At 60.2% G+C, this 25,132-nt stretch carries 31 protein-coding genes, 3 tRNA genes and 1 pseudogene; 28 read left to right on the top strand and 7 right to left on the bottom strand.

What is annotated here, in order from left to right:
- Positions 1–7: 7 nt before the first annotated feature.
- The 15 genes from AC1MHZ_RS08030 (at position 8) to AC1MHZ_RS07960 (ending at position 12,932) form a co-directional block, all read left to right on the top strand.
- On the top strand, positions 8–565 hold the full coding sequence (locus tag AC1MHZ_RS08030) for a phage baseplate assembly protein V (RefSeq protein ID WP_482966271.1): 558 nt from the start codon (positions 8–10) through the stop codon (positions 563–565).
- A complete protein-coding gene (locus AC1MHZ_RS08025; RefSeq protein WP_482966226.1) occupies positions 562–906 on the top strand; it encodes a GPW/gp25 family protein in 345 nt (114 codons plus the stop codon). Before AC1MHZ_RS08030 ends, AC1MHZ_RS08025 begins: the two co-directional genes overlap by 4 nt.
- Complete coding sequence (locus AC1MHZ_RS08020) at positions 903–1,817, top strand: baseplate assembly protein (RefSeq protein ID WP_482966225.1); 915 nt, start codon at positions 903–905, stop codon at positions 1,815–1,817. The genes AC1MHZ_RS08025 and AC1MHZ_RS08020 overlap by 4 nt, the downstream gene beginning before the upstream one ends.
- Positions 1,814–2,425 carry a phage tail protein I gene (locus tag AC1MHZ_RS08015; protein ID WP_482966224.1) on the top strand — a complete coding sequence of 204 codons (612 nt, stop codon included), beginning with the start codon at positions 1,814–1,816 and terminating at the stop codon, positions 2,423–2,425. The genes AC1MHZ_RS08020 and AC1MHZ_RS08015 overlap by 4 nt, the downstream gene beginning before the upstream one ends.
- Positions 2,418–4,502: a phage tail protein gene (locus AC1MHZ_RS08010; protein WP_482966223.1), complete on the top strand. Its 2,085-nt coding sequence runs from the start codon at positions 2,418–2,420 to the stop codon at positions 4,500–4,502. The genes AC1MHZ_RS08015 and AC1MHZ_RS08010 overlap by 8 nt, the downstream gene beginning before the upstream one ends.
- 12 nt (positions 4,503–4,514) lie before the next feature.
- Entirely contained in the window at positions 4,515–4,949 is a 435-nt protein-coding gene (locus AC1MHZ_RS08005; RefSeq protein WP_480461797.1) for a phage tail assembly chaperone, read from the top strand.
- Between the two features lie 87 nt (positions 4,950–5,036).
- Positions 5,037–6,209 carry a phage tail sheath protein gene (locus tag AC1MHZ_RS08000; RefSeq protein WP_482966222.1) on the top strand — a complete coding sequence of 391 codons (1,173 nt, stop codon included), beginning with the start codon at positions 5,037–5,039 and terminating at the stop codon, positions 6,207–6,209.
- Positions 6,210–6,223: 14 nt separating this feature from the next.
- Entirely contained in the window at positions 6,224–6,739 is a 516-nt protein-coding gene (locus AC1MHZ_RS07995) for a phage major tail tube protein (protein WP_482966221.1), read from the top strand.
- Positions 6,740–6,771: 32 nt separating this feature from the next.
- Positions 6,772–7,122, top strand: coding sequence for a phage tail assembly protein (locus AC1MHZ_RS07990; protein WP_482966220.1), 351 nt, complete (start codon positions 6,772–6,774; stop codon positions 7,120–7,122).
- 8 nt (positions 7,123–7,130) lie between these two features.
- The gene (locus AC1MHZ_RS07985) at positions 7,131–7,250 is read left to right on the top strand and encodes a GpE family phage tail protein (protein ID WP_480461790.1); all 120 of its coding nucleotides are present in this window, start codon (positions 7,131–7,133) and stop codon (positions 7,248–7,250) included.
- Complete coding sequence (locus AC1MHZ_RS07980) at positions 7,240–10,575, top strand: phage tail tape measure protein (RefSeq protein WP_482966219.1); 3,336 nt, start codon at positions 7,240–7,242, stop codon at positions 10,573–10,575. Before AC1MHZ_RS07985 ends, AC1MHZ_RS07980 begins: the two co-directional genes overlap by 11 nt.
- Positions 10,576–10,581: 6 nt before the next feature.
- Positions 10,582–11,022 carry a phage tail protein gene (locus tag AC1MHZ_RS07975; protein WP_482966218.1) on the top strand — a complete coding sequence of 147 codons (441 nt, stop codon included), beginning with the start codon at positions 10,582–10,584 and terminating at the stop codon, positions 11,020–11,022.
- The gene (locus AC1MHZ_RS07970; protein ID WP_482966217.1) at positions 11,019–12,302 is read left to right on the top strand and encodes a phage late control D family protein; all 1,284 of its coding nucleotides are present in this window, start codon (positions 11,019–11,021) and stop codon (positions 12,300–12,302) included. The genes AC1MHZ_RS07975 and AC1MHZ_RS07970 overlap by 4 nt, the downstream gene beginning before the upstream one ends.
- A gap of 41 nt (positions 12,303–12,343) precedes the next feature.
- Complete coding sequence (locus AC1MHZ_RS07965; protein WP_482966216.1) at positions 12,344–12,622, top strand: type II toxin-antitoxin system RelE/ParE family toxin; 279 nt, start codon at positions 12,344–12,346, stop codon at positions 12,620–12,622.
- 16 nt (positions 12,623–12,638) lie between these two features.
- Positions 12,639–12,932, top strand: a complete 294-nt coding sequence (locus tag AC1MHZ_RS07960; protein WP_482966215.1) for a HigA family addiction module antitoxin — start codon at positions 12,639–12,641, stop codon at positions 12,930–12,932.
- A gap of 43 nt (positions 12,933–12,975) precedes the next feature.
- Here the strand turns inward: AC1MHZ_RS07960 and AC1MHZ_RS07955 are convergent, their stop codons facing one another.
- The 4 genes from AC1MHZ_RS07955 to AC1MHZ_RS07940 all read right to left on the bottom strand — a co-directional run bounded on the left by AC1MHZ_RS07955 (position 12,976) and on the right by AC1MHZ_RS07940 (position 16,020).
- The gene (locus AC1MHZ_RS07955; RefSeq protein ID WP_482966214.1) at positions 12,976–13,356 is read right to left on the bottom strand and encodes a hypothetical protein; all 381 of its coding nucleotides are present in this window, start codon (positions 13,354–13,356) and stop codon (positions 12,976–12,978) included.
- Between the two features lie 241 nt (positions 13,357–13,597).
- Entirely contained in the window at positions 13,598–14,485 is an 888-nt protein-coding gene (locus AC1MHZ_RS07950; protein ID WP_482966213.1) for an LAPAL motif-containing putative phage structural protein, read from the bottom strand.
- Positions 14,486–14,792: 307 nt separating this feature from the next.
- Positions 14,793–15,614 carry a zinc ribbon domain-containing protein gene (locus AC1MHZ_RS07945; RefSeq protein WP_482966212.1) on the bottom strand — a complete coding sequence of 274 codons (822 nt, stop codon included), beginning with the start codon at positions 15,612–15,614 and terminating at the stop codon, positions 14,793–14,795.
- 76 nt (positions 15,615–15,690) lie between these two features.
- Positions 15,691–16,020, bottom strand: coding sequence for a helix-turn-helix domain-containing protein (locus tag AC1MHZ_RS07940; RefSeq protein ID WP_482966270.1), 330 nt, complete (start codon positions 16,018–16,020; stop codon positions 15,691–15,693).
- Between the two features lie 85 nt (positions 16,021–16,105).
- Here AC1MHZ_RS07940 and AC1MHZ_RS07935 point away from each other — a divergent pair, with 85 nt between their 5' ends.
- From AC1MHZ_RS07935 to AC1MHZ_RS07880, 12 genes and pseudogenes are all read left to right on the top strand, one after another.
- A complete protein-coding gene (locus AC1MHZ_RS07935; protein ID WP_482966269.1) occupies positions 16,106–16,315 on the top strand; it encodes a DNA-binding protein in 210 nt (69 codons plus the stop codon).
- A gap of 29 nt (positions 16,316–16,344) precedes the next feature.
- The gene (locus AC1MHZ_RS07930) at positions 16,345–16,818 is read left to right on the top strand and encodes a YmfL family putative regulatory protein (protein ID WP_482966211.1); all 474 of its coding nucleotides are present in this window, start codon (positions 16,345–16,347) and stop codon (positions 16,816–16,818) included.
- On the top strand, positions 16,815–17,114 hold the full coding sequence (locus tag AC1MHZ_RS07925) for an Ogr/Delta-like zinc finger protein (protein WP_482966210.1): 300 nt from the start codon (positions 16,815–16,817) through the stop codon (positions 17,112–17,114). Before AC1MHZ_RS07930 ends, AC1MHZ_RS07925 begins: the two co-directional genes overlap by 4 nt.
- On the top strand, positions 17,111–17,485 hold the full coding sequence (locus AC1MHZ_RS07920) for a hypothetical protein (protein WP_482966209.1): 375 nt from the start codon (positions 17,111–17,113) through the stop codon (positions 17,483–17,485). Before AC1MHZ_RS07925 ends, AC1MHZ_RS07920 begins: the two co-directional genes overlap by 4 nt.
- 70 nt (positions 17,486–17,555) lie before the next feature.
- Positions 17,556–17,801, top strand: coding sequence for a hypothetical protein (locus AC1MHZ_RS07915; RefSeq protein WP_482966208.1), 246 nt, complete (start codon positions 17,556–17,558; stop codon positions 17,799–17,801).
- A gap of 11 nt (positions 17,802–17,812) precedes the next feature.
- A complete protein-coding gene (locus AC1MHZ_RS07910) occupies positions 17,813–20,536 on the top strand; it encodes a toprim domain-containing protein (protein WP_482966268.1) in 2,724 nt (907 codons plus the stop codon).
- A gap of 47 nt (positions 20,537–20,583) precedes the next feature.
- A complete protein-coding gene (locus AC1MHZ_RS07905; RefSeq protein WP_482966207.1) occupies positions 20,584–20,937 on the top strand; it encodes a DUF7673 family protein in 354 nt (117 codons plus the stop codon).
- A complete protein-coding gene (locus AC1MHZ_RS07900) occupies positions 20,934–21,149 on the top strand; it encodes a hypothetical protein (protein ID WP_482966206.1) in 216 nt (71 codons plus the stop codon). Before AC1MHZ_RS07905 ends, AC1MHZ_RS07900 begins: the two co-directional genes overlap by 4 nt.
- A 16-nt stretch (positions 21,150–21,165) precedes the next feature.
- Positions 21,166–21,525 (top strand): hypothetical protein, encoded by a 360-nt coding sequence (locus AC1MHZ_RS07895; protein WP_482966205.1) that lies wholly within the window; start codon positions 21,166–21,168, stop codon positions 21,523–21,525.
- 63 nt (positions 21,526–21,588) lie between these two features.
- Positions 21,589–21,858 carry a hypothetical protein gene (locus AC1MHZ_RS07890; RefSeq protein WP_482966204.1) on the top strand — a complete coding sequence of 90 codons (270 nt, stop codon included), beginning with the start codon at positions 21,589–21,591 and terminating at the stop codon, positions 21,856–21,858.
- Positions 21,859–22,047: 189 nt separating this feature from the next.
- Positions 22,048–22,185 (top strand): annotated as a pseudogene (locus tag AC1MHZ_RS07885) (DNA cytosine methyltransferase); the annotation flags it as partial.
- A gap of 105 nt (positions 22,186–22,290) precedes the next feature.
- Positions 22,291–23,457 (top strand): Arm DNA-binding domain-containing protein, encoded by a 1,167-nt coding sequence (locus AC1MHZ_RS07880; protein ID WP_482966203.1) that lies wholly within the window; start codon positions 22,291–22,293, stop codon positions 23,455–23,457.
- Between the two features lie 133 nt (positions 23,458–23,590).
- Here the strand turns inward: AC1MHZ_RS07880 and AC1MHZ_RS07875 are convergent.
- From AC1MHZ_RS07875 to AC1MHZ_RS07865, 3 genes are all read right to left on the bottom strand, one after another.
- Positions 23,591–23,675, bottom strand: a tRNA-Leu gene (locus AC1MHZ_RS07875).
- A 56-nt stretch (positions 23,676–23,731) separates the two neighbouring features.
- Positions 23,732–23,807, bottom strand: a tRNA-His gene (locus AC1MHZ_RS07870).
- Between the two features lie 43 nt (positions 23,808–23,850).
- Positions 23,851–23,927: transfer RNA gene (locus AC1MHZ_RS07865), tRNA-Arg, on the bottom strand.
- Between the two features lie 289 nt (positions 23,928–24,216).
- On the opposite strand from AC1MHZ_RS07865, the gene folD reads away from it, so the two are divergent.
- A complete protein-coding gene (gene folD / locus AC1MHZ_RS07860; RefSeq protein ID WP_482966202.1) occupies positions 24,217–25,071 on the top strand; it encodes a bifunctional methylenetetrahydrofolate dehydrogenase/methenyltetrahydrofolate cyclohydrolase FolD in 855 nt (284 codons plus the stop codon).
- Positions 25,072–25,132: the final 61 nt, after the last annotated feature.

Here is a 25,132-nt window from a genome sequence, read left to right as displayed (position 1 = left end):
CGCCGGCATGAACAGCCTCGCAGAACTTGCCCGCCTCATCGAAAACACCGTTCGCTTCGGCACCATTGCCGAGGTGCAGCACAAGCCGCCCCGCGTGCGTGTGCGCACTGGCGAGTTGCTGACCACCTGGTTGCCGTGGCTCGCGCCCAGGGCAGGTACCGATCGAGAATGGGACCCACCCACCGTCGACGAGCAGGTCATCCTCCTTTCACCGAGTGGCCAGCTTGCCAACGGCGTGGCCATCACCGGGCTTTTCAGCGACCTCATTCCGGCCAATGGCGACCGCCCCGGCCTGCACCGTCGCACCTATGCCGACGGCGCCGTCATCGAGTACGACAGCGAGGCTCACCACCTGAACGCCACGCTTCCTGCCGGTGGCACCACCAACCTGATCAGCAAGGGCGGGATCCGCATCGAGGGGCCCATCACCCACATCGGCGACTACAACCAGACCGGCAAGATGACCGTCTCTATCGACGTTGTCGCCGCCGGCATCAGCCTGGTGACCCACAAACATGGCGGCGTCATGTCGGGGCCAGGCAATACCGGAGTACCCGTGAAATGAACCGCCTGAACGGGTCAACCATCACTGCGATGGAACACATCAAGCAGTCGATCGAAGACATCCTCACCACCCGCCTGGGCACGCGCATTGCGCGCCGCGAGTACGGCAGCCTCCTGCCTGAGCTGATCGACCACCCCCAGAACGACGCTACGCGTCTGCGCCTTTACGCGGCGACCGCCATGGCACTGATGCGCTGGGAGCCTCGCGTCCGGCTATCCCAAGTGCAAATAGCTACCGTCGGCCTGAGTGGTCGGGCTGAGCTTGAGCTCACCGGGGCCCTGGTCGACAACAACGAGCCGTTCAGCATGCGCATGCCTCTGCAATTCGGGGGCGCCGCATGAACACGTTCCTGCCGATCGACCTGAGTCAGCTCCCAGCGCCGCAAGTCGTTGAACAGATCGACTACGAGCAGATCCTTGCCGAACGCAAAGCCTACGCCGTGTCCCTGTGGCCCGCGGACCAGCAGGCTGAAATCGCTGGCCGGCTGGAGCTCGAATCCGAGCCCATCACCAAGCTGGTGCAGGAGAACGCCTACCGCGAAATGATCTGGCGGCAGCGGGTCAATGAGGCCTCGCTCGCAGTGATGCTCAGCTCCGCCGGCGGCAACGACCTGGACCAGCTCGCAGCCAACTTCAACGTCAAGCGCCTGGTCATCCAGGTGGCGCAGCCTCAGGCAATCCCGCCGGTTCCCGAGGTCCTTGAAAGTGACGACGCCCTGCGCGAACGCGCCCAGATGGCATTCGAAGGGCTGAGCACCGCCGGCCCGCGCAACTCGTATGTCTTCCACGCCCGAGCAGCCAACGGCCAGGTCGCTGACGCCACCGTGGAAAGCCCGTTCCCGGCCGAGGTGGTGGTCACGATCCAGTCTGCCCTGGGCGACGGCACGGCCAGCGCGGAACTGCTCGATATCGTCCGCGCCTACCTCAGTGATGAAGATCGCCGGCCAGTGGCCGACCGCCTGACGGTCCAGGGCGCCCAAGTCCTGCCGTACCAGGTTAATGCCCGCCTGTACCTCAAGACGCTGGGCCCGGAGGCTGAGCCCATCCTGGCGGCCGCCGAGCAGCAGCTGCAGGCCTTCGTGACCCAGCGCCGCCGGCTGGGCATGCAGGTATCTGAGTCCGCCATTCACGCCGCCTTGCACGTTGAAGGCGTGCGAAAGGTAGAGCTCCAGGGCTGGGTCGATATCAACGCCACGCTCAGCCAGGCGCCCTACTGCACCAGCATCACCCTGGCCCAGGGCACCGAGCCATGAACCTGCTTCCAAGTAATGCCACAGACCTGGAGCGCCAGGCCGCCGAGGCGCTCGCGCAGATTGAGCGGGTGCCCGTGCCGATCCGCGACCTCATCAACCCGGACCGCTGCCCGGTCGCTCTGCTCCCCTTCCTGGCCTGGGCCTTCTCTGTGGACCGCTGGGACAGCCGCTGGCCCGAGGCGGCTAAGCGCGGCGCGATTCGGTCGTCGTTCTTCATCCACTCCCGGAAAGGAACCATCGGCGCGCTGCGGCGGGTCGTTGAGCCGCTGGGCTACCTGATCGAGGTCATCGAGTGGTGGCAGACAGATCCCAAGGGCGTGCCTGGAACATTCGCGATCAAGGTGGGCGTGTCCGACGAAGGGATCAGCGAAGAGACGTACCAGGAACTGACCTGGCTCATCGATGACGCCCGCCCGGTGAGCCGACACCTGACAGGCCTGGCCATCAGCCTGGAAACCACCGGGGCCTTCTACATCGCCGGCGGCCTGTACGACGGCGACGAGCTAGACGTTTACTCCCCTGCCCTGCGCGACCTCGAGGTGACCGGCTCAATCGGTCGCGGCGGTCGTGAACACACAATCGACACATTGGAAATTGCACATGGTTGACCAGAACTCGCAGTTCTACGCCATCCTCACGAACGTGGGGGCCGCGAAACAGGCCAACGCGGATGCCCTGGGCATCGCGTGGAAAATCACCCAGATGGGCGTTGGTGACGCCAACGACACCGAGCCCACGCCCAACGCCAGCCAGATCAGCCTGATCAACGAATGGCGCCGGGCCCCGCTCAACCAGCTCAAGATCGATGACAAGGACAACTCCATTATCGTCGCCGAGCAGGTCATCCCGGCCGAGGTGGGCGGCCGCTGGATCCGTGAGATCGGCCTGTATGACGCTGACGGCGACCTGGTGGCCGTGGCCAACTGCCCGCCGACCTACAAACCGCTGCTCAACCAAGGATCCGGCCGTACCCAGGTGGTGCGCATGAACCTGGTTGTCAGCAGCTCCAGCAACGTACAACTCAAGATCGACCCAGGCGTTGTGCTGGCAACGCGACAATACGTCGATCAGCTGACCGTTCGGGCGTCTCAGGCAGAGGCAGAGGCCGGGCAGGAAAACAGCAAGATCATGACCCCCTTGCGGGTATTTCAAGCCATCGCCAAAGTAGTCAAGCAAGCGACGGAGTCGGCGTTTGGCTGGGCGAAGATCGCCACTCAAGCCCAGGTCGATGCCGGATCGGATGACACAACCATCGTATCGCCCAAGAAATTACGAGCCACATTCGCCAGTCTGGGCTACCTGGTCGACGATGCACCGTATCTCAACACCGTCCTGAAACATTCCAAGGCTGGTAATTACATCGGTTTTGGCGGGGGCAACCCGAAGGCTACAGCCGGTGTTCCTGAATTGTTTGCGGATCCAACGCGCAATTCTCTGCTCAACATCGAGGCGTTCCGTCCTCGGGCCGACATCACCTTCTACCGACTCTGGGAGGCCACAGGTATCGAGTACGAGGGCATCTACACCGAAGGCGCGGCCAGTATTAATTGGCGGCGGGTCTCCAGTGATGGATTCCCAGCTTCGGAGCTGCTGGCCGGTCCTGCAAAAATCGCTACGCAAGCCCAGATCACCGCCGGTGCCGATGACTCGACGATCATCACACCGAAAAAGCTCCGCGCAGCCCAGGCTACGCAGGCCGAAGCCGAAGGCGGGGTAGACAACACCAAAACGATGACGCCATTAAGGGTGTTCCAGGCCATTGCAGCTGCAGTTACGCAGGCCACTGAGGCCGCTTTCGGATGGGCGAGGATCGCCACTCAAGCCCAGGTAACCGCTGGTACCGATGACGCGACGATTATCACGCCGAAGAAGTTGCGTGCTGCTCAGGCCACCCAGCTCGAAGCCGAGGCTGGAACGGACAACACCAAGACGATGACGCCATTGCGGGTATCCCAGGCCATCGCCAAGGTGGTGGGCCAAGCGACGGAAGCCGCCTTCGGGTGGGCAAAGATCGCTACTCAGGCCCAGGTCACTACCGGTACCGATGACGCCACGATTATCACACCGAAGAAGCTGCGCGACGCCCAGGCCACTCAGCTCGAAGCCGAAGCGGGAACGGACAACACCAAGACGATGACGCCGTTGCGGGTGTTCCAGGCCATCGCCAAGGTGGTGGGCCAAGCGACGGAAGCCGCCTTCGGGTGGGCAAAGATCGCCACTCAGGTCCAAGTCACTACCGGTACCGATGACGCCACGATCATCACACCGAAGAAGCTGCGCGACGCCCAGGCCAGTCAAGTCGAGGCTGAAACCGGTGCTGATAACACTAAATGGATGAGTCCATTGCGGGTGTTCCAGGCCATCGCGAAACGAGTGTTTACAGGCCTTGCGTATTCCAGTGCCCCGAACGGTTACATCGTGCTTCCCCAGTGGATGGGCAGCTTTGTATTCCAATGGGGGGCATTCAGCCACGGGGAGGCCACGAACTTTGTCGCGGTTAGCGTCCCCTTCAATATCGGGTTTCCAACCACCTGCTACAACGTTCAATGCATCTCCGATGCAGGCACCACGACGTGCGACCTGAACGGAATAACAGCCGTGAATGTTGGCGTAACCATTGCCCACCGCGAAACATCGGGGCCCGTTGTGGCGGGTTCTCTGTACTGGTTCGCTATCGGAAAGTAATTGGAGGTTGATATGCGGTTATATAGCCAAACTACCGGCTGTTGTTACCTTCCTGAAATCCATAAGGTGATCCCCGAGGATGCCAAGGAAATCAGCGAAGAGCGTTACCAGGCGGTTATCGCCAATCCACAACGAGGCAAGGCTCGCAGCCATGACGCCGAAGGTCTACCGATCCTAATCGACATGGCGGATGTTGTGCTCTCATCAGAGGAGCTCGCCGCTCGTGAGCGTGCATGGCGCGACGCCGAGGTGAGCGGTACTGAGTGGCTGGTTACTCGGCATCGGGACGAGTTGGATATGCAGCTGGAAACCACGTTGATCGCGGAACGATTCGCTGAGCTCCTGGAATATCGCCAAGCGTTGCGCGATTGGCCTCAGACCAGCACCTTCCCGGACGCCTCCCACCGCCCCGTGGCTCCCGCCTGGATTGCTGAACAAGTCATGTAAAGTCGGGAGCTACAAGCCCAACCGCTCGCCCGAGGCCCGCGCGCGCGGCAGCCTGTGCAGTGTCATCCACCTGCACAGGCACACACCATGGCCGACGAATACCATCACGGCGTCCGGGTCCTCGAAATCAGCGAGGGCACCCGCCCAATCCGAACCGTTTCTACCGCCGTCGTCGGCCTGGTCTGCACAGCAGACGACGCCGACGCCACTGCTTTCCCCCTCGATACTCCTGTCCTGCTGACCAACGTACAGGCCGCCATCGGCAAGGCCGGCACCACCGGTACCCTGGCCGCGAGCCTGCAGGCGATCGCCGACCAGACCCAGCCCGCGACCGTCGTCGTGCGCGTGGCCACCGGTGCGACCGACGAAGAAACCACCAGCAACCTGATCGGCACCACCACAGAAACCGGCAAGTACACCGGCATGAAGGCGCTGCTCGCCGCCAAGACCCGGCTCAAGGTCACCCCGCGCATTCTGGGTGTGCCAGGCCTCGATACCCTGCCAGTGGCCACCGCCCTGGTCTCGATCGCTCAGCAGCTGCGCGCCTTCACCTACGTCGCTGCAGCCGGGTGCAAGACCAAGGAAGAGGCCGTCGCCTACCGCGAGAACTTCGGCGCACGCGAGGTCATGGCCATCTGGCCGGACTTCGAGCACTGGAGCACCGTCAGCAACAGCACCGTACCTACGCCGGCCGTGGCCCGCGCCCTGGGCCTGCGCGCCAAGATCGACCAGGAGATCGGCTGGCACAAAACCCTGTCGAACGTCCCGGTCAACGGCGTCACCGGCATCACCGCCGACGTGTTCTGGGACCTGCAGAACCCGGCCACCGATGCGAACTACCTCAACAGCAATGAGGTAACCACCCTCATCAACGCCGACGGCTTCCGCTTCTGGGGCTCGCGCACCTGCACTGAGGACCCGCTGTTCGCGTTCGAGAACTACACCCGTACCGCCCAGGTCCTGGCCGACACCATGGCCGAGGCGCACATGTGGGCGATCGACAAGCCGATGCACCCTTCCCTCATCCGTGACATGTTGGAAGGCATCAACGCCAAGTTCCGCGAGCTGATCGCCGGTGGTTATTTGATCGGCGGTAGCGCCTGGTACGACGAGCAGGCCAACACCGAGACAACGCTCAAGGCCGGCAAGCTCTTCATCGACTACGACTACACGCCTGTGCCGCCGCTCGAGGACCTCTCGCTGCGCCAGCGCATCACCGACCGCTACCTGGCTGACTTCGCCAGCCGCATCAACAGCTGACGGAGACCATACCAATGGCCATGCCACGCAAGCTCAAGAACCTCAACCTGTTCAACGATGGCGGCAGCTATCTCGGCGTCTGCAAGGTCGTCACCCTGCCCCCGCTCAGCCGCAAGATGGAAGGCTATCGCGGCGGCGGCATGAACGGCCCGGTCAAGGCAGACCTGGGCTGGAGCGATGACGGCATCCAGCTGGCCTGGAAGCTCGGCGGCTTCGACGACCAGGTGATTCGCCAGTTCGGTGCCATCAAGGCAGACGCCGTACTGCTGCGCTACACCGGCACCTACCAACAGGACGACACCGGCGTTCACACCGCCGTGGAAATCGTCGTCCGCGGCCGTCACGAAACCATCGAGCCAGGCGACGCCCAGGCCGGCGAAGACACCGAGAAGAGCGTCACCACCACCTGCAGCTACTACAAGCTGACGGTCGACGGCGAAGTCCTGGTGGAGGTCGACATGCTCAACTTCATCGAGATTATCGACGGCGTCGACATGCTCGCCGAACAACGCAAGAACCTGGGCATTTGAGCGCGCCCACTCACTGAACACCTGGAGCCACCATGAGCACTACCGAAGCCAACACCGAAGTCACCACCGCCGACGCGACCGTCGAAGCCAAGAAGCTGAACGACAACCAGGTCGAGCTGGATACCCCGATTATGCGCGGCAAGACCGAGATCGACGTCATCACCTTGCGCAAGCCATCCGCCGGCGAGCTGCGCGGCATTCACCTGTCGGAGCTGCTGCAGATGGACGTGGCCAGCCTGATCAAGCTGATTCCGCGCATCAGCGAGCTCAACGAGTACGAGGCCAGTCGCTTGGACCCAGCCGACCTGGTCGCCGTGGGCGTGAAAGTCTCCAGTTTTTTGCTGCAGAAGCGGATGAAGACGGACGCGTCCCTCGTTGCGTAGAAGACGCCATGGCCGATGTGGCCGTGGTATTTCACTGGACGCCGAGCGACATGGACGCGCTCAGCGTGAAAGACCTGATGGACTGGCGCGAGCGAGCGCGGGTAAGGAGTAGCAACAATGGCCAATGACCTGCGCCTACAGGTGGTGCTGAGCGCGATCAACAAGGCCACCGCGCCGCTCCGTCAGATCACCCAGGGAAGTCAGGAGACCGCGCAAGCGCTCAAGGCTGCCCGCGACACCCTCAAGGAACTGAACGCCCAGCAGAAGGACGTGAGCGCCTGGCGTACCCAGTTCACCGAAGCCCGCAATACCGCCGAGGCCCTGGATGCGACCAAGAACCGCGTCCAGGCGCTCGCCGGCGCGCTGCGCGAGCAGGAGCGTTCGGTCCAGCCGCTCCAGGCCAGCTATGACAAATTGCAAGGCGAGACGTCTGCCCTGGACGAGCGCCACAAGTCCCTTACCGCGCAGCTCAGGCAAACCCGCGAGCAGGCTCGGGCCGCAAACCAGGTCTGGCAAGAAAACCGTAAGCGGATCCGTGACCTCGGCCAGCAGATCGGCAATACGGCGCAGCCCAGCGCAAAGCTGCGCAATGAGTACGCGGCAATGGTCACCCAACAGCAGGCCCAGCTGGAGCTTGTGCGCAAGCTCAGTGCCAGCCAGAAGGAGCTGCAGCAACAGCACCGAGCCAGCGCAGCAGAGGCGCGTGAGCACCGCGGCCGCCTATCGGAGCTAGGCAACCAGCTGCAGGAGGCCCGCGCACCGTTGCAAGGGCTCAACCAGGACTTCAAAACCGCCCTGCGCGAGGCGCGAGCCCTGAAATCCCAGCATGCCTCGCAAGAACAGGGACTCCAGGCCCTGCGCGCCAAGCTCTCAGCCGCGGGGATCAGCACCCGCGACCTGGCGAACCATGAGCGAAAGCTGCGCGATCAGATCAGCGCAGCAAACGAGGCCATCAGCACCCAGGCCAGGCGCATGGATCAGCTGGCCGCCAAGCAGGCCAGGCTGGCCAAGGCCCGTCGCGATCTGGAGAAGGCGCAGCGTCTTGGAGCCAGCATGGCCGGTACCGGTGCCGCCGGCCTGGCCACCGGCTACGCCGCCGCTCAGCCGGTGAAGGCTGTGATTCAAGCCTTTGCGCCCAACGAGGACTCAGCCACACAGCTGAAAGTCTCGATGATGGGCAGCAATGGCCAGGTGGCCGAAGACTTCCAGAAGATCACCGACCTGGCCACGCGCCTGGGCGATCGCCTGCCCGGTACCACCGCCGACTTCCAGAACATGATGACCGTGCTGCGCAAGCAAGGCATCAGCGCCCAATCGATCCTGGGAGGGACTGGCAAAGCTGCCGCATACCTCGGTGTGCTGCTGAAAATGCCGGTTGAGGCATCTGCCGAATTCGCGGCAAAAATGCAGGACGCTACCCGTACCGGCGAGAAGGACATGATGGGCCTGATGGACACAATCCAGCGGGTCTCCTATCTCGGCATGGACGATAGCGACATGCTGCAGGGCTTCAGCAAAGTCAGCCCGGCAATGGCCATCCTGCGCAAGGAAGGCTTGGATGCCGTCAACACGTTCGCTCCGCTCTTGGTGATGATGGATCAGGCCAGCATGGCTGGTGAGTCGGCAGGCAACGCGCTGCGCAAGGTGTTCCAGTCCAGCCTGAACACCAAAAAGCTCGGGAAAGCCAACGATGTGCTTAAGGACCTAGGCCTGAGTCTGGATTTCAGCGACGGCAAGGGCGAATTCGGCGGTATAGAGCAGCTCTACGCACAGCTTGAAAAGCTGAAAACCCTCAACAGCACTCAGCGCGGAAGCGTGCTGCAGGAGCTTTTCGGCGATGATGCCGAAACCCTGCAGGTGGTCAACACCATGATGGACAAGGGGCTGGCCGGATACCGGGAGGTACAGCAAAAGCTCAAGGACCAGGCCGACCTACGACAACGCGTCAACGTACAACTGGACACGTTGGCCAACGTCATCGAGGCGGCCGAAGGTAGCTTTACGAACGCTCTCAATGAGTTCGGTGACGCTGTGGCACCGGAGCTGAAAGGCCTGCTCCGTTATCTCGGTGAAGTAGCTAACGGCATTGGGGCCTGGGCTCGGGAAAACCCCAAGCTGGCCGGTGGCCTGGTAAAAGTCGTTGGGGCAGTGGCCGTCCTCGCAGCCGGGTTCGGAGCCCTGGCAATCACCATGGCAGGCCTTATCGGGCCCTTCGCTATGGTGCGCTATGGCATGACCTTGTTTGGCGTGAAAAGCGCCGGCATGTCGCCTATGGCTGGGAAGCTAGTGACCGCGATTCGCTCTGTCAGCATTGCCCTTTGGGGCCTGGCCATGAACCCAGCCGCTCTAGCGATAGCTGCTGTCGTAGCGGTTCTCGCCGGCGGTGCGTACCTCATCTACCGAAACTGGGACCAGGTCAAGGAGTACTTCACCAACTCCTGGGCCGAAATTCGCGCCGGTTTCAGTGCAGGGATTGGCGGGATTCTCACCGTGCTGGCCAACTTCAGCCCGATCGGGCTCATCTACCAGGCCTTCTCGGCGGTGCTGAACTACCTGGGCATCGAGCTGCCGACCCGCTTCACCGAGTTTGGCAACATGATCGTCAACGGTCTGGTCAACGGCCTGCTGGCTGGCCTGGGCCAGATCAAGAGCGCGATCGGCAGCCTGGGCGAATCGACCATCGGCTGGTTCAAGGAGAAACTCGGCATCCACAGCCCGTCGCGTGTCTTCGCTGAACTGGGCGGGTTCACGACCGAAGGTCTGGCGCTCGGCATCAATGCAGGCGCGAAAGCACCTCTCGATGCTGTCGCACGCATGGGGCAGGATCTGACCAAAGCCGGGCAGTTCAACCTCTATGCCAACGCGCCGGAAATCGCAGCGAGCAAACAGCTGGCCAAGATCACGCCGTCGGAGCACCAGGTACTTGCGCCACAGGCCGAAGCGGCACGGCCAGCGGCCGAGGTCATCAGCCTGAGCCAGCACTTGGCCAAGGCCACCCCACCTGGGATCCAGGTACTTGCGCCACAGACCCAAGCGGCACGGCCGGCAGCCGAAGTCATCAACCTGAGCAAGCACCTGGCCAAGGCCACCCCACCCGAGCCCCAAGTACTTGCGCCACAGGCACAGGCCGCACGGCCGGCGGCCGAAGTCATCAATCTGAGCAAGCAGCTGGCTAGCGTGGCTCCCCCGAACCTGAACGTTATTGCGCCCCAGGCGAGCGCAGGACAGGTCATCGCGGCAACTGCGGCGCCAGGCATCACCCTGGACAGCCGGCCACCTATCACCGGTACAGCACCCAACATCATCGACAGCCACGACAAGTACGAAATCAACATCCATCCAACCCCAGGCACGGACCCACAAGCCATTGCCCGAGCTGTCAGCGCTGAGCTGGACCGCCGCGAACGCGAGAAGTCCGCCCGGTTGCGCAGCCGCCTTTCTGACCAGGAGTAACCCGCCATGATGCTCGCCCTGGGCATGTTCGTTTTCAGCCTGCACACCCTGGCTTACCAGGAAATGCAGCGACAGACCGAATGGCGCCACGCGGCCAACAATCGTGTAGGCGCTCAGCCCGCAATGCAGTTTCTCGGCCGCGGCGAAGACGCCATTACGCTTCCAGGGCTGCTGCTGCCCGAACTGGCCGGCACGACTGTCAGCCTCGACGCACTGCGGCAGATGGCCGATACAGGCAAGGCTTGGCCCCTGGTTGAAGGTACTGGGCGATTGCTCGGGCTCTGGGTGATAGGAAGCATCAACGACAACCGAACGATTTTCTTCCGGGACGGCGCTGCCCGGCGCATCGATTTCACCGTCAGCCTCAAGCGCATCGATGACGGACGCATCGATCTGCTCGGCTCCAGTGTCAGTGGCGGCCTGAACATCCTGCGGGGGCTGCTGTGATCGACGAGACTATTTCGAAAGTCGCCGGCTACCTAAGCGATGCCGTTGACGGCTTGCAGCGCGATGCCGCCTACCCGGTGCCGGCGTTTCGGCTCACCGTGAACGGCAACGATATCGCCATGTTGATCGCCCCTCGCCTAATGAGCCTGCAACTGACGGACAACCGCGGCCTGGAGGCGGATCAACTGAGCATCACACTCAGCGACCACGACGGCCTGCTGGCGATCCCGCCTCGCGGGGCTGTGGTCCGCTTGTGGCTCGGCTGGAGCGACACGGGCCTTGTAGACAAGGGCAGCTACATCGTCGACGAGACAGAGCACAGCGGTGCGCCGGACGTCCTGAGCATCCGCGCCCGCTCGGCGGATCTGCGCAAGGGCCTCAAGACCAAGCGCGAGCGTAGCTGGAGCACCACAACGCTCGGCAAGGTTCTACGCGATGTTGCCCTGGGAAACGGGCTCACCGCGAAGATTGCCGATACCTTGGCCGGCCAGGCGATCAACCAGCTGGACCAGGCGAACGAGTCCGACGCCAACCTGCTGACCCGTCTCGGCGAGGATTTCGACGCGGTGGCCACCGTCAAAGCTGGGTGCCTGGTGTGCATGCCGGCAGGCGGCGGCAAGTCCGTTGGCGGCCTGAAACTCCCCCATATCACCCTTACACGCCGGGACGGCGACCAACACCGGTTCCTCCAGGCCGATCGCGACAGCTATGACGGGGTACGAGCCTACTTCTACGACGTCAACAGCACCAAGAAACAGGAAGCGATCGCCGGCGGCGGTGAAAACCTGAAGGATCTGCGACACACCTACAGCGACCGCCAGTCGGCGTTGCGTGCAGCCAGAGCAGAGCTGAACCGCCTGCAGCGAGGCGCCGCAACGCTCAGCTATACCCTGGCCAGGGGGCGGCCAGACCTGATTCCCGAGCTGACGTATACGCTCCAGGGAGTGAAGGCCGAAATCGACGAGATCATCTGGTATGGCGGGAATGTGCAGCACAGCTTGACGGCGGATTCCGGCTATACAGTCAGCCTGGAGTTGGAGAGCAAGCTGCCGGAGGATTCCATTGATGGCCTCCTCGAGGACGGCGTCCGGGGTAAGACCCAGTACACCGGGATCATTGCGTTCTACCGCGACCCGACCACTGGCCAGGAGAAGTACGTTACGGCTGGTGACCAGACCAGGCCACGCCGGCTGCGGCATGTATACGTGAGCGAGAAGAACGCTCGCCGTGCCGCTGACCGAGAATGGAGGCGCCTGCAGGATCTGCCAGACGGTCGTTGATCAGATTTGATTAACGTGACGTCTTGCATCACACTATGCCCATGATCATCAGCTTCCAGCACAAAGGCCTAAGCCTCTTCTACAAAACGGAATCGACCAGGGGTATCAGGGCCGATCATGCAAAGCGCCTCAAGCGCATGCTGGCTGTGATGGATCGCGCCGCTGAACCTGCCGATCTCGATATCCCAGGCTGGCGGCTTCATCCCCTGAGGGGACAATTTGACGGGTTCTGGTCCCTCACCGTTAACGGCAACTGGCGAGTAATCTTTCGCTTCGTCGGTAGCGATATAGAACTCGTCGACTACCTCGACTACCACTGAACAGGAGGGCGTACACATGGCCATGTTCAACCCGCCACATCCTGGCGAAACCTTGCTTGAGGACGTACTTCCCGAGTTAGACATCAGCATTGCCGAACTGGCACGTCGACTGGGTTTTGCCCGTGAAACACTGTCTCGAATCATGCACGGTCACGCCCCAATCAGCCCGGACTTGGCCGTCCGGCTGGAGCTGGCCGGTATTGGTACCGCTCGCACCTGGCTGGGCGTACAGGCTGATTACGACCTGTGGCAGGCAAAGCACCGCAAGCAACCACCTATCGAGCGATTCGCGGCCGTCGCTGCCGGATAACAAAAGGCCCCGCACTGCGGGGCCTTCTTTCTTCTCACTACTGTTACTCTTCTATAACTAATCCTTTACCATTGTAGTCTTGGTTTGCTGTGGCAAGCTTCAGCATTGTTTGGCCGTACTTTTCCTTGACGCCATTTTTCACTTCAGCAGGAACATTCTTGTCATTCAGGATTTTCTTCTGATGTTTCAAATCCCTGGTTAATCGTGCCTTGTAGCGGGTCAGTTCCTCAGGCTCATCCATTGACGCTACAAGCCTAGCAACAAAATACCCAATAACTGGAACGATTAAACTAGCAAGCCCAGCCCAATACTGCGCATACTTAGGATCAATCCATTGAATGCAACTTGCTGTAGCAGCCGCACCAAGACCCGCTGTAATGGTAGCCTGCAGACTCTGAGGCGCACTTTTTTTAGTGTCAGCCATTAGCGTTACCTCGCAGACTATTCAACTGATCCACCACATACCCAGTGGTTTTGATCCGCTGCACACTTACAACAACCCCATCCCGCTTTCTCGTAATCACTATCTCCGCATCCGAGATATAGCGATTAAGGAGGTATCTTGTCACAACGCGAGCCAACTTAAAAAGCACAGGCGCCAGTATTATCAGAGACACATAGAAAAGCGCTTCCACAAACGCAAAATCCACGCCCATAACTACACCTCAAACAAGTCTCCGACCTTTATCGGCAAAGTGCCTGGTTACTTCGAGCACCGTATAATTAAACGTAGACCTAGTTTGCCTATATATCGCCTTGGTTTCAATAACAACCTCGAACAAATCTTCCTTGGAGAAGCTTTGTTGATTTTGGTTGACCTTATCCATAAATGCTTCATCAGCAAGCGTTACAGCGTGCTCCGTGCCATCAGCCAGTTTTACTCGCCAGCCATTATTCGACTCAAAATTAACTTGAACGAAATATGCGGTCTTCTTCTCGGTAATGACCTCCTCCTGCTCTAACGACTTGCGCGGCAGAGGAGAATAATCACTCGCTTCCTCTTCCTTGATTACTACAACTGCTTCATCCTGTTCATCCAAAACCTTAAACTTCGCCCCTTCACGACCTGAGATTGGTGCTTGCACGACGCTATGAACTGCATCTCGAACTTTCTTGTCGACGGCAAGGCGTGCCACAAATTTATCGCACTCAACAATCTCTCCATCCACTTCAATCTTCGCTATATCAGAATCACCGTCAATCACTACATTTGCGACACGGCGATTCTTGAGCTTCTTCACCACTTCAAGAAGCGATCCACCAGCTATAGCTGCGCTCCCCGCAGTTAGACCAAGATATTTCAAAACCGCTAGGGCTTGTGGAGTGCTAGCGAGCAGAAGGTATTCAATTATCACCGAGCCTTCTTTAGCAGGAGCCGTGACCTTTAGATTCACTTCAGCCCCTTTATTTATTAGCGCGTTAGCCTCTGCAACCATGTCGCACACACCCTGAATAGAGCGACTAAGGGTTTGCGCATCTATTTCGTGATTGTGATAATCGCCAGTCTCGGCATCATAAGATATCGAAAATTTTTCCTTGGCTGCTTCGGCCATAACTCCCTCATCAGATAAGTGTTTGCAGATTATATAAAACCCCGACATTTTTTTGCCGGGGCCTTTTTATTTATCCCTTACGCTGGCGATTGCTTAGCACCTCTAGAACCCGTAATACATCCTGCTGTTGCTGTGGGTTCAATTGGCGCAGAAGATCAATGAATGCGCGCTCCAGTTGAGTAAGGTGTTCCATGTTGCGTACTCCGTTTCCATATTCGGTCGCCTGGCACCGACGGTACCAAACAAGACGACCGGGAGTTCCGCATTGTCAGCACACCTAAGCGTGCCATCAGCCCCTCATGGCTTTTTATTCCCGCTCCTGCATACGATTAGTGCTATTTGCAGGGATTTGAGAGGGTAGTGACATGTACATACCGCTCTCGCCCCAGCCCTGCAAAACGCCGTCGGTACGCACGATGTAGTACTCATTGAAACCATTGTCGGGTGTCTCAAGTCGTAGCGTTCCATCCGGCAAACGCTTGGCTAAGTATTCCTCGGCATTACGCCCCCCACTGGCGAAAATCGAGTCGATGAAATACTTGCCATCTTTGGTGTAAAGCACCATCAGATGCCCCAACGCCCCGTCACGTAGCCAAGCACCCATCGGCTCAACATAGGACGAGAGATCCAGCTTGCTGAGCTTGTCGTAGTCAGCCGCGTTCAAGGCAATGACATTCCCCCGGTATTCAGGCTCAAAGCTAGCATTCGCCCAGAAACTGCTAAACGTCTGCCCACGAACCCGGAAGCCTATGAATGTTTTTTCAGCGTCTGTATCTGAATCGTCACGAATCTTTTCGGAGACATCCGCCAATTCAGCCTCGGTCAGTCGCCGCGATAGCAGCACTTCAACTTTGCGAGGACGCCCCCCGCTGAACTCATCCTTGATGATTTCGTATTCGAAACCTGGTTTGTCCGGCTGAGCGATCTGGGCCACTTCTGCTGTCTTGGGTTCAATCAGCCCCATCGAGACCGCGCTTCCGGCCACCAGCAGCCCCGCCATCCAGCCCCCGGCACACCCAAGCAGATGGCGCACCAGGAACCTTCTGCCGCTTTTACGCAGAAGCTTTGCCAACCCCCACCAAACAGCGACGAAGACAAACAGCGCTACCGATCCAACTATTCCATCCATTCCGCATCGTCCTCGACAAACCTGGCTACTGTGGCCAACGCATCCGTACCCGTTGCAATAACCTGCAGGTCCGACCTCACGACTGTCCGTTAGCCACCGCAAATGCGGCAGCCATCCGCACCAAAATAGCGAGGTCTGAGCCGTTAATTTTCTGAACCAAATGCAAAAGCTCAGCGCCCTCTGGACTGAGCTCATCAGCACTCGCAGGTTGGCGAATGCCAGTGACTACATACAGAACATCCACCCCTTTTTCTGCTACCGCAGCAAGGTAAGCAGCGTCAGGGCTTCGCTCGCCCTTCTCGTAATTGAACTGCGACGTTTTTGCCACGCCGGCAATGGCAGCGAAGTCAGCCTGGTTGTAGCCAAGGCGGACACGCTCCTCTCTCAGCCTTTCGCCGATATTCAACAAAACGGAACTCCAATCCTTGACCATTCAACAAATGTTGAATAATCTGAGTCTGCAATCACACGAAATCACACGAAACGAGACTATGCCGAACACCTACCCCACCGAGCAAGCATGCCGGGAAGCGCGCGCTCGCCTCGCGCAACAAGGAATTTCAGCGAAAGAGTGGGCTGAGCAGCATGACCTCAACCCATCCACCGTGTACGCCGTCCTCAACGGCCAGAAAAAGTGCCTCCGTGGTGAGGCGCACCGGGCCGCTGTGCTGCTTGGCATCAAGCCCGGACCTGAAAACTAAACCCCCTGGCTCAAGGAGGAAACCAGAACATGAAACGCCCAGTTCTAGAAACCCTTCGCCAGGTGGTCAGTGCCGTGGTTTGTGCCTATCCAGGCGGCCGCGAGTGCGCTGCAGCCCGCCTCGGCTACGAGTTGAAGCAATTCGACAACCGCGTCTATGAGAATGCTGGCAGCCGACCGCTGACCTACGACCAGATCCACCTCCTGGAAACCGACGCCGGCACCACTCACCTGCCTGAGTTCATCGCCAAGATGTACGGCGGCATGTTCGTGCCACTCATCAAGTCCGAGGACCTGGACAACGTCGAGCTCTACCAGCGTTCGGTGCGGGCTGCCGCGAAGCGTGGCGTGGTCGACCAGATCATCGCGAAATCACTCGAAGACGGCGTCATCGAGGAAGACGAAGCCAAGGTCATCATGGAAGCGCACCACCAGTACCTGGCCGCCCGCACGGCCGAGGTCAAGGCGACTATCCAGCTGCACACGAAAGGGGAGCCGAATTGAGCACCTACAAGCTCGTCTGCCCCCACTGCTCCAGCCGCATGCGAATCCGCACCAGCGAAGGCAAGCACATCTTCCTGCGGATCGCGTACCTCCAGTGCGTGAACGAGGGTTGCGGTTGGTCCGTCCGGGGCCAGTTCGAACTGACCCACGAAATGAGCCCGAGCGGCATGCCGAACCCCGCGGTTCGCTTGCCGGTCGCCCCGGTGGCTATGCGCCGCCAAGCGATGAAAACCGCAGCCGCTGACGATCAACCCGACCTGCTGGACCAGCTGGACATGGAGAAAGCCACCGCATGAACGCCATCGCCCTGACCACCAACCCCGAAAACGACTACCGCACGGCTATGCAGGAGGCGGCTGTCGCCTTCCTGTTCCGCCGCGAAGGCCTACACCTGGCCGGTGACCACCAGGTGCTGGAGAACTGCCGCCGCTTCCTGGAGCAGTCGCTGGAAGTCCCCAAGCACCTGGTGCAACGCATCGCTGAATTGGCCGTCGCCGAGTTCGAGAGCAAGACAACCGGGCGCTTGAAACTCCTGGGGGTGTGCCCAACCAGCGGGATCTACCGAGCACGGCTGATCCTGCTGGACACCGTAACCCAACAGCGACACCCGGTACCGGCACGCCACCTGCCCCGACACATGCGGCAGCCCTGCAACACCTCGAAGTAACCCCGAACAACCCCTTCCCGATGCCCCGTTCCGCGTGGGTAAGGGGAAACTGCATTCCATTGGTGGCGATATGAGCAAGATCACCCTTCACATTGAGCTGAACGAGCAGCAGGCAAAGCACTACCTGCAATGGCTCAACAGTCAGTTCAACCTCACCATGGCCGATGTCTGGTACTCCGACCGGTACCGCGACGTACCAGCTGGAAAGCGCGGCCCGAAGGTTCTCGCCGACGTGCCTCACCTGTCGGGCATCTGTCGTACGCGCAAAGCGCTTGAGCAGCAGCTTGCCGCCGTAACGATGGAGCGTGCGCAGTGAACCGCAAGCCCATGGAATCTAGCCTGCGCGCCGAAGTACTTCGGCGGTTGCAAGACCAGTACGGCCTCAAACCCATGGCGGGTACCCAATACCTGCGTAAGGGCACCTGCCCCAACTGCGGCAAAAAAGAACTGTACTCGCGCCAGGACGAGCCCTGGTTCATTAAATGCGGTCGTGAGAGCAAATGCGGCGAACAGTGGCACGTCAAAGAGTTGTTCGACGACCTGTTCGACGACTACAGCAAGCGCTACCCGGCCACTCAGGAAGCTCCGCGAGCTTCTGCAGACGCCTATTTGCAGAACGCCCGCGGCTTCGACCTGGACCTCGTTAAAGGCTGGTATACCCAAGACGCCTACTGGGATCGAAACCTTGGGATCGGCAGCGCCACAGTGCGTTTCAATCTGGAGCATGGTGGCTACTGGGAGCGTCTGATCGACCAGCCGCACCGGTTCGGCAAGAAGAAAGCGCGTTTCGCGCCTGGCCAATCGCCCAAAGGCTACTGGTGGTGCCCGCCTTCGGTTGACCTATTGGAGGTGGATGAGCTGTGGATCGTCGAAGGCATTTTCGATGCTATCGCTCTACTGCACCACGACATGGACACCGTGTCGGCCATGAGCTCGGGAGCGTTCCCGTTCGAGTCGCTGAAGGCGCTGGCCGAGCTGCGCCGCAGCCATGGCATGAAACTCCCCCGCCTGGTATGGGCGCTGGACAATGAGCCAGGTGCGCACCGCTTCACTCGCAAGCATGCAGCCCTGGCCCGCGAGCTGGGATTCACTTGCGAAGCGGCACAGATCCCGCAGAACGGCCGTAAGGTCGACTGGAACGACCTGCATCAGCGCTGGAACTTCATCGACGCCGACAAGCGCCAAGAACGGATCGAGCAAGACCTGCGCGAGGCTCGTTATCACGGCAGCCTGCTGCTGGCAGACAGCGCGGCCGAGAAAGGTGTGTTGATGTACGACTGGCGCGAGCGCCAGGAATTTCACTTCGCCTACGAGAACCGCCTCTACTGGTTCAAGATGGACGTGGAAAAGTTCAACAAGGCGCTCCAGCAGCTGGACGAGTCCGAGCGCCAGGAAGACCTGGCCCTGACTGATCGTCAGCGGCGCGATAAAGCGCTACGGCAGTGCGGTGCGGTGACCGAGATTGCCAACTGCTACCCGCAAGCGCTGTATTTCCAGCGCAACGAGGTAACGGACGAGTCGTGGTACTACTTCCGCGTCGACTTCCCACACGACGAGCCAAGCGTACTGAACACCTTCACCGGTGGGCAGGTCACCACCCCAAGCGAATTCAAGAAGCGCCTGGTCGGCATGGCAGCCGGCGCGTACTTCACCGGTAGCAGTTCTCAGCTCGATCGGATCATGCAGCAGCAGCTGTTTGCTTTGAAAACCGTCAAGACGATCGACTACATCGGCTACAGCAAAGAGTATGGCTGCTATGTGTTTGGCGACCTGGCTGTGCGCGGTGGTGTCCTCGAACAGGCTAACGCCGAGGACTATTTCGAGTTCAAAGGTCTGCGACTCAAGTCGCTGCAGAAGTCGATCAAGCTGGAGATCAACCGGGACGTCACTGCCTACCGCCCCGAGTGGTTCAAGTGGTTGTGGACCTGTTTCAACACCCAGGGCGTGGTCGCCCTCGCCTTCTGGTTCGGTTCACTGTTCGCTGAGCAAATCCGCGCTGAGTTTCAGTCGTTCCCGTTCCTGGAGGTGACCGGCGAGGCCGGTGCCGGCAAGTCCACCCTCCTGATGTTCCTGTGGAAGCTCATGGGCCGCCAGGATGAGGAAGGGGACGACCCGATCAAGATGACCAAGGCGGGCCTGCGCCGCTGGCTGAGCCAAACCTCGGGTATGCCGGTGGTCATGCTTGAGGCCGACCGCAGCGACGCCGAGACAGGCGCCGCCAAGTCCTTCGACTTTGACCAGTTCAAACCATTGTTCAACGGTCGTGGCCTGGGCCTGACCGGTGTGAAGAACGGCGGTAATGACACCAACGCCCCACCCTTCCGCGCCACGCTGGTGTTCAGCCAGAACGCCTCGGTCGTTGCGTCTGAGGCCATCCTCACCCGTATCGTCAAGCTGCACTTCGTACGCCCGGAGGTCACCAGCGAAAGCCGTGCAGCCGCTGACAACCTGAACCACCTGCAAGCCAGTGAGGTGAGCCATTTCCTGCTGATGGCAGCGAAGGCAGAGCAAAAGGTCATGGAAATTTTCCGTGCCCAGGTGAAGGTGCATGAGCAAGCACTACGTGAGAAGCGCGAGATCCGCATCGAGCGGATCATCAAAAACCACGCCCAGATGATGGCCTTGGTCGACGCGCTGCGGGTGGTCGTGCCAATGACCGACCGTCAACACGAGGGCACTCTGCGTGAGCTCAGCGCCATGGCCGTCGGTCGCCAATTGGCAGTGAACGCTGACCCGAAGGAAGTCGCCGAATTCTGGGAAGTGTTCGACTACCTGGAATCGCTCAGCGACGACCCCGTTGTCGACCACAGCAAGAATGCCGAGCTGATCGCTATCCACCTCAACGAGTTCTGCGAAAGGGCCGCCGAGCACAAACAGAAGCTCGCCGACGTGACCACGCTGCGCAACCTGCTGCGCAACAGCAAATCGCGCCCATTTGTCGACGCCAACCGCGCAGTCGACAGCGCCGTGCGTGCGGCCTTCAACAGCCGTACCACCAGCGCAAATACACGACCAACCACCGTCAAGTGCTGGACCTTCAAGGCCAGCTGAACAGCCATGGCGCTGCAACGCCAGGCACAACCCCAAGGAGAAACGACATGCATCAAGCTCAACCAGCAGGTGAAGAAACGTTGGCCGAGGCCCTGACGAAGTACCAATACGAGCAAGAGCGCCCGGCTCTGCGAGAGGCTGGTATCCAAGCGCTCGCTCGCCTCATCCCTGTGGCACTGCGCGACACAGGCCATAGCCGCGTCGTCGCCCGGTTCCTGCTCGGCCTGTACGACGCCAAGGCATACCCCTTCGCCCTCACCGATCTTCGAAGCCTTGATATCGGCACGTTTGAGGACTGCCTGTCCGTGCTCTTCCTGGATTTCCCCCACGAAAAAGAGCTTCACGATTACTTGCCGCGGGGCCGGCTGATCTTCAACCAGCTGCGCGAGTACTGGGGATGAAGTGGCAGGCCAAGCGCAACCAGGAGGGTCAGGTCATCCCGCGGTGCTGGGTCAATGACAGCGGTTACACCGTTGCCGAGTGCAGGCTGCCTCACTCCCGCTACCCGGTGACCCGTCCAGGTTCAACGATCCCATTCGCCTATGCGGATAGCCGCGAAGAAGTGGTGAAGATCATCAACAACGACATGCTGGCCAGCGTGGCCAGCGAGTAACCAGAGCAGGTGCAGCATGAGTGCGATCGACAATTTGAATTTGATGCTGGGGTTCCAGCAATGGGCCGAAGAGCGCGGCTATGACCTGAGCGCCGATGCGGATGGAAACCCGACCAACCTAGAGACACGTAACGCCTGGCTCGGGTACGAGGCGGCGCATGGTCCCGCCGGTTGCAGGCCATCGGGGCAACAACTCTATGCGCGGATCAAGAAAACCAGCGAGTACGCGCACCAGACCGACAAGCTATTCCCGGTGCAGGTGGGTGAGCCAACCCACGGCGACTACGTCGTGTGCGGTGGCCCTGGCGGCGTGTACCGCCTGCGCGACGTGGATTTCTACGTCATCGAGAACGGCAAGCAGTACCGCCTCAAGTAACCCGATAGGAGGCGCCGAGGAGCTGCAACTCCCCGGCGCCGACCAACCCCAAGGAGAAACGACATGCAAGTAGAAACCCCCGAAGTCGGCGCCGAGAAGGCTACCACACCAACTTACAAGCCTGGCGACAAGGTGACCTTCACGGAAGTCCGACATGGTGCAAAGTCCATACGCTTCACCTCCAAAGAAGCCACCGTCGTTCGCGTTCTTGGTAGTACCGCCGTCGTCAAATACCGCAACGGCCACAACGTAGCGATTCCCGTATCCGATCTAACCCCCGCCGGCGAGCGTAACGCGTTGACCCGTGCCCTGCTGGGGGAGACCTCGGAATGATCCAGCCAACCCGCCCTCGCCTGGCCAGCCATTCCTTGGACCTGCCGAACCACTGTGACGTGTGCAACAGGCCTCGCTCCCACGGCAACCATCAGCGTTGTAGCAAGGAGCGCCAGGTGCGCCAGTCCGCCTACTGGGACGCCTACATGGCCAACGTGGAAGCGAAACGGACACAAGGAGGCCGCCGCAATGCTCGTTAAGCGCAAACTTACTCACTTCCACTTTTGCTGTGGTCTGGGCGGTGGCGCGAAAGGCTTCAACCGCGCCAAGCCCATCGTTGGCAACATGCAGGCCGAGTGGGAATGTATCGGTGGTGTGGTCGTTGAGGCGCGCCTCAAGAACTAACAACGCGATCTTCTAGACCCGGCAACGAGCCAACCTCTTACAACGGCCCATACACTGGGCCGTTTCTTCGTTTCTGAGTGAAATGCAATGGCAGATGGAGTCGAAGTACGCGGCAATCGTGTCCGCGTGTATTTCCGTTACCAGGGCGAACTATGCCGGGAGTCCATCCCAGGCGACGCCTCCCCCGCCAGCGTGGCCAATGCCGAGCGCCTGGTTGGGATCATCAACTACGAGATCCAGGCCGGGACATTCAACTATGCCCGGCACTTCCCCGACTCGCCCCGAGTCAAGAGCAATACCTTCGGACACTTCATCGATCTGTGGATCGATATCAAGCGAAATGAAATGGCCACCTCCGGTTTCCTGGCGTATGTCAGCAAGGTTGAAAATCACATCCGGCCGATGTGGGGTAATCGCCAGGCCGACCAGATCGACCATCTGGACTTGCAAACATGGGTACAGAAGACACTGATGCCCAAGCTACACAACAAGACGGTACGGGAGATCCTCAGCATCGTGCGCCAGATATTCACCCTCTACCGCACACGAAACCGAACGGCTCACGATCCCACCGAAGGCATTACCGTGCGTCTCCCTGACGCCGACGACCCTGATCCGTTCGAGCGAAGCGAGATCGATCTAATCCTGGCGGAGGACCAGGACTTTCAACAGGAGATCAACCTCATCAAGTTCATGATCTGGACCGGGCCACGGGTGTCCGAAGCGATGTCTCTGGCCTGGGAGGATGTCGACCTCGATGCCGGGACAGTGAAATTTCGCCGATCGCAGGTCCGCAGCAACTATCGAGTGACCAAGACGCGTCGATCGACGCGAGAGGTGCGGCTGCTCAAGCCCGCGCTAGAAGCTCTGCGGGCACAGGTCCGCTTCACGAAAGGGCGATCGCCAGTAGAGGTTGAGGTCACAGACCGAGACAACCGAACGGTCAAACGGCAGAAGCTACGTTTCGTCTTTCACAAGACGACAACCGAGGCGGCCTGGACCAGCTCCGACGTCCTGGTGAAGACCTGGTGGCGAGGGCACTTACAGAAGGTGGGAGTTCGATACCGCGGCCCGAACAACTGCCGCCACACGTTCGCCAGCCAGACGCTCAGCGCAGGCGTGGTGCCGCTCGACTGGATCGCCGATCAAATGGGGCACACGTCCACGGCGATGATCTGGAAGCATTATGGGAAGTGGATTCACCAGGATGGACCGGACATGATCGGCATGCTCGAACACGCGCTCAAGCTGTGAAACCGACCTTCCAGACGCGAAAAAGGCAGCCAAATGGCTGCCTTTTTTCATGCCGTGATTCCCAAAATGTTCCCAACGCGCTCCCAGTTTCGTGACTGGCCTGGGGGAAAACCTTTGAAATCAGGCGTTTAGATGGTGCGGACGAAGAGACTCGAACTCTTACAGCTTGCGCCGCTGGAACCTAAATCCAGTGTGTCTACCAATTTCACCACGTCCGCGTGGAGCAGTTAAAGCAAAGGCGCCAGATTATACAATCAAGGCGCCTTCGAGAATATGGGGTGGACGATGGGAATCGAACCCACGACAACTGGAATCACAATCCAGCGCTCTACCAACTGAGCTACGCCCACCATATTGCAATACAACGTTACTTGCTGTGCCAAAGCTGCCTAATGGCGCACCCGGCAGGACTCGAACCTGCGACCATCCGCTTAGAAGGCGGATGCTCTATCCAGCTGAGCTACGGGCGCATATTCAATCTGCTTTCTGTTACGATTGCAAATCAACTTTTCAGCCGTACCGAACAAGCTAGCAAATCCGCTTATTCTGCCTGACCTTGCTAACCAGTGCTAGGCTCTGCCCGACAAGTGCGACGAATGTTATAGACGGGCCGGCAGGTCGTCAACACTTTTTTCAAAAAAATTTAGTTTATTTAAGGGGTTAGGGGATTTGGCCGACCACCCGCCTTTGCCCTTGGGCCGTGTCGTGCGAGAATGCGCCCTCATTTATGTTCCCTTCTCGATGGTTAATCACGCGTCTATGACTGCACACCTAATCGATGGCAAGGCGATCGCCGCCAACCTGCGCCAGCAGATCGCTCAACGTGTCGTGGAGCGTCGCCAGCAAGGCCTGCGTACGCCGGGCCTGGCGGTGATCCTGGTCGGTACCGACCCCGCCTCCCAAGTCTATGTCTCGCACAAGCGCAAGGACTGCGAAGAGGTCGGCTTCCTTTCCCAGGCCTATGACCTGCCCAGCGAGACCACGCAGCAAGCCCTGACCGACCTGATCGACCGCCTCAACGACGACCCGGCCGTCGACGGCATTCTCCTGCAGCTGCCCCTACCGGAGCACTTGGATGCGTCGCTGCTGCTCGAGCGCATTCGCCCGGACAAAGACGTCGACGGCTTCCACCCCTACAACATCGGCCGCCTGGCCCAGCGCATCCCGTTGCTGCGCCCGTGCACCCCGAAGGGCATCATGACCCTGCTCGAAAGCACCGGCCAAGACCTATACGGCATGAACGCAGTGATCGTCGGCGCCTCCAATATCGTTGGCCGCCCGATGGCCATGGAATTGCTGTTGGCCGGTTGCACGGTCACCGTCTGCCACCGCTTCACCCAGGACCTGGCCGGCCATGTGGGCCGTGCCGACCTGGTGGTGGTCGCGGCCGGCAAACCCGGCCTGGTCAAGGGTGAATGGGTCAAGGAAGGCGCCATCGTCATCGACGTCGGCATCAACCGCCAGGAAGATGGCAAGCTGGTAGGCGATGTGGTCTTCGAAACCGCCCTGCCCCGTGCCGGCTGGATCACGCCGGTGCCAGGCGGCGTCGGCCCGATGACCCGGGCCTGCCTGCTGGAAAACACGCTCTACGCGGCCGAAACGCTGCACAAGTAAAGCGACCGGGCCGCTTGCCGGCCGACAAGGCCGCTCCTGCATGGGCCTACGTGCCCTGTTG

The sequence above is a fragment of the Pseudomonas sp. FA-1 genome (assembly GCF_056856075.1).
This window is presented reverse-complemented; position numbering and strand designations above follow the sequence as displayed.

Coding starts and splice junctions, on each gene's coding strand:
- AC1MHZ_RS08030 (WP_482966271.1), top strand. CDS start 8: ATGAACAGCCTCGCAGAACTTGCCCGCCTCATCGAAAACACCGTTCGC.
- AC1MHZ_RS08025 (WP_482966226.1), top strand. CDS start 562: ATGAACCGCCTGAACGGGTCAACCATCACTGCGATGGAACACATCAAG.
- AC1MHZ_RS08020 (WP_482966225.1), top strand. CDS start 903: ATGAACACGTTCCTGCCGATCGACCTGAGTCAGCTCCCAGCGCCGCAA.
- AC1MHZ_RS08015 (WP_482966224.1), top strand. CDS start 1,814: ATGAACCTGCTTCCAAGTAATGCCACAGACCTGGAGCGCCAGGCCGCC.
- AC1MHZ_RS08010 (WP_482966223.1), top strand. CDS start 2,418: ATGGTTGACCAGAACTCGCAGTTCTACGCCATCCTCACGAACGTGGGG.
- AC1MHZ_RS08005 (WP_480461797.1), top strand. CDS start 4,515: ATGCGGTTATATAGCCAAACTACCGGCTGTTGTTACCTTCCTGAAATC.
- AC1MHZ_RS08000 (WP_482966222.1), top strand. CDS start 5,037: ATGGCCGACGAATACCATCACGGCGTCCGGGTCCTCGAAATCAGCGAG.
- AC1MHZ_RS07995 (WP_482966221.1), top strand. CDS start 6,224: ATGGCCATGCCACGCAAGCTCAAGAACCTCAACCTGTTCAACGATGGC.
- AC1MHZ_RS07990 (WP_482966220.1), top strand. CDS start 6,772: ATGAGCACTACCGAAGCCAACACCGAAGTCACCACCGCCGACGCGACC.
- AC1MHZ_RS07985 (WP_480461790.1), top strand. CDS start 7,131: ATGGCCGATGTGGCCGTGGTATTTCACTGGACGCCGAGCGACATGGAC.
- AC1MHZ_RS07980 (WP_482966219.1), top strand. CDS start 7,240: ATGGCCAATGACCTGCGCCTACAGGTGGTGCTGAGCGCGATCAACAAG.
- AC1MHZ_RS07975 (WP_482966218.1), top strand. CDS start 10,582: ATGATGCTCGCCCTGGGCATGTTCGTTTTCAGCCTGCACACCCTGGCT.
- AC1MHZ_RS07965 (WP_482966216.1), top strand. CDS start 12,344: ATGATCATCAGCTTCCAGCACAAAGGCCTAAGCCTCTTCTACAAAACG.
- AC1MHZ_RS07960 (WP_482966215.1), top strand. CDS start 12,639: ATGGCCATGTTCAACCCGCCACATCCTGGCGAAACCTTGCTTGAGGAC.
- AC1MHZ_RS07955 (WP_482966214.1), bottom strand. CDS start 13,356: ATGGCTGACACTAAAAAAAGTGCGCCTCAGAGTCTGCAGGCTACCATT.
- AC1MHZ_RS07950 (WP_482966213.1), bottom strand. CDS start 14,485: ATGGCCGAAGCAGCCAAGGAAAAATTTTCGATATCTTATGATGCCGAG.
- AC1MHZ_RS07945 (WP_482966212.1), bottom strand. CDS start 15,614: ATGGATGGAATAGTTGGATCGGTAGCGCTGTTTGTCTTCGTCGCTGTT.
- AC1MHZ_RS07935 (WP_482966269.1), top strand. CDS start 16,106: ATGCCGAACACCTACCCCACCGAGCAAGCATGCCGGGAAGCGCGCGCT.
- AC1MHZ_RS07930 (WP_482966211.1), top strand. CDS start 16,345: ATGAAACGCCCAGTTCTAGAAACCCTTCGCCAGGTGGTCAGTGCCGTG.
- AC1MHZ_RS07920 (WP_482966209.1), top strand. CDS start 17,111: ATGAACGCCATCGCCCTGACCACCAACCCCGAAAACGACTACCGCACG.
- AC1MHZ_RS07915 (WP_482966208.1), top strand. CDS start 17,556: ATGAGCAAGATCACCCTTCACATTGAGCTGAACGAGCAGCAGGCAAAG.
- AC1MHZ_RS07910 (WP_482966268.1), top strand. CDS start 17,813: ATGGAATCTAGCCTGCGCGCCGAAGTACTTCGGCGGTTGCAAGACCAG.
- AC1MHZ_RS07905 (WP_482966207.1), top strand. CDS start 20,584: ATGCATCAAGCTCAACCAGCAGGTGAAGAAACGTTGGCCGAGGCCCTG.
- AC1MHZ_RS07900 (WP_482966206.1), top strand. CDS start 20,934: ATGAAGTGGCAGGCCAAGCGCAACCAGGAGGGTCAGGTCATCCCGCGG.
- AC1MHZ_RS07895 (WP_482966205.1), top strand. CDS start 21,166: ATGAGTGCGATCGACAATTTGAATTTGATGCTGGGGTTCCAGCAATGG.
- AC1MHZ_RS07890 (WP_482966204.1), top strand. CDS start 21,589: ATGCAAGTAGAAACCCCCGAAGTCGGCGCCGAGAAGGCTACCACACCA.
- AC1MHZ_RS07880 (WP_482966203.1), top strand. CDS start 22,291: ATGGCAGATGGAGTCGAAGTACGCGGCAATCGTGTCCGCGTGTATTTC.
- folD (WP_482966202.1), top strand. CDS start 24,217: ATGACTGCACACCTAATCGATGGCAAGGCGATCGCCGCCAACCTGCGC.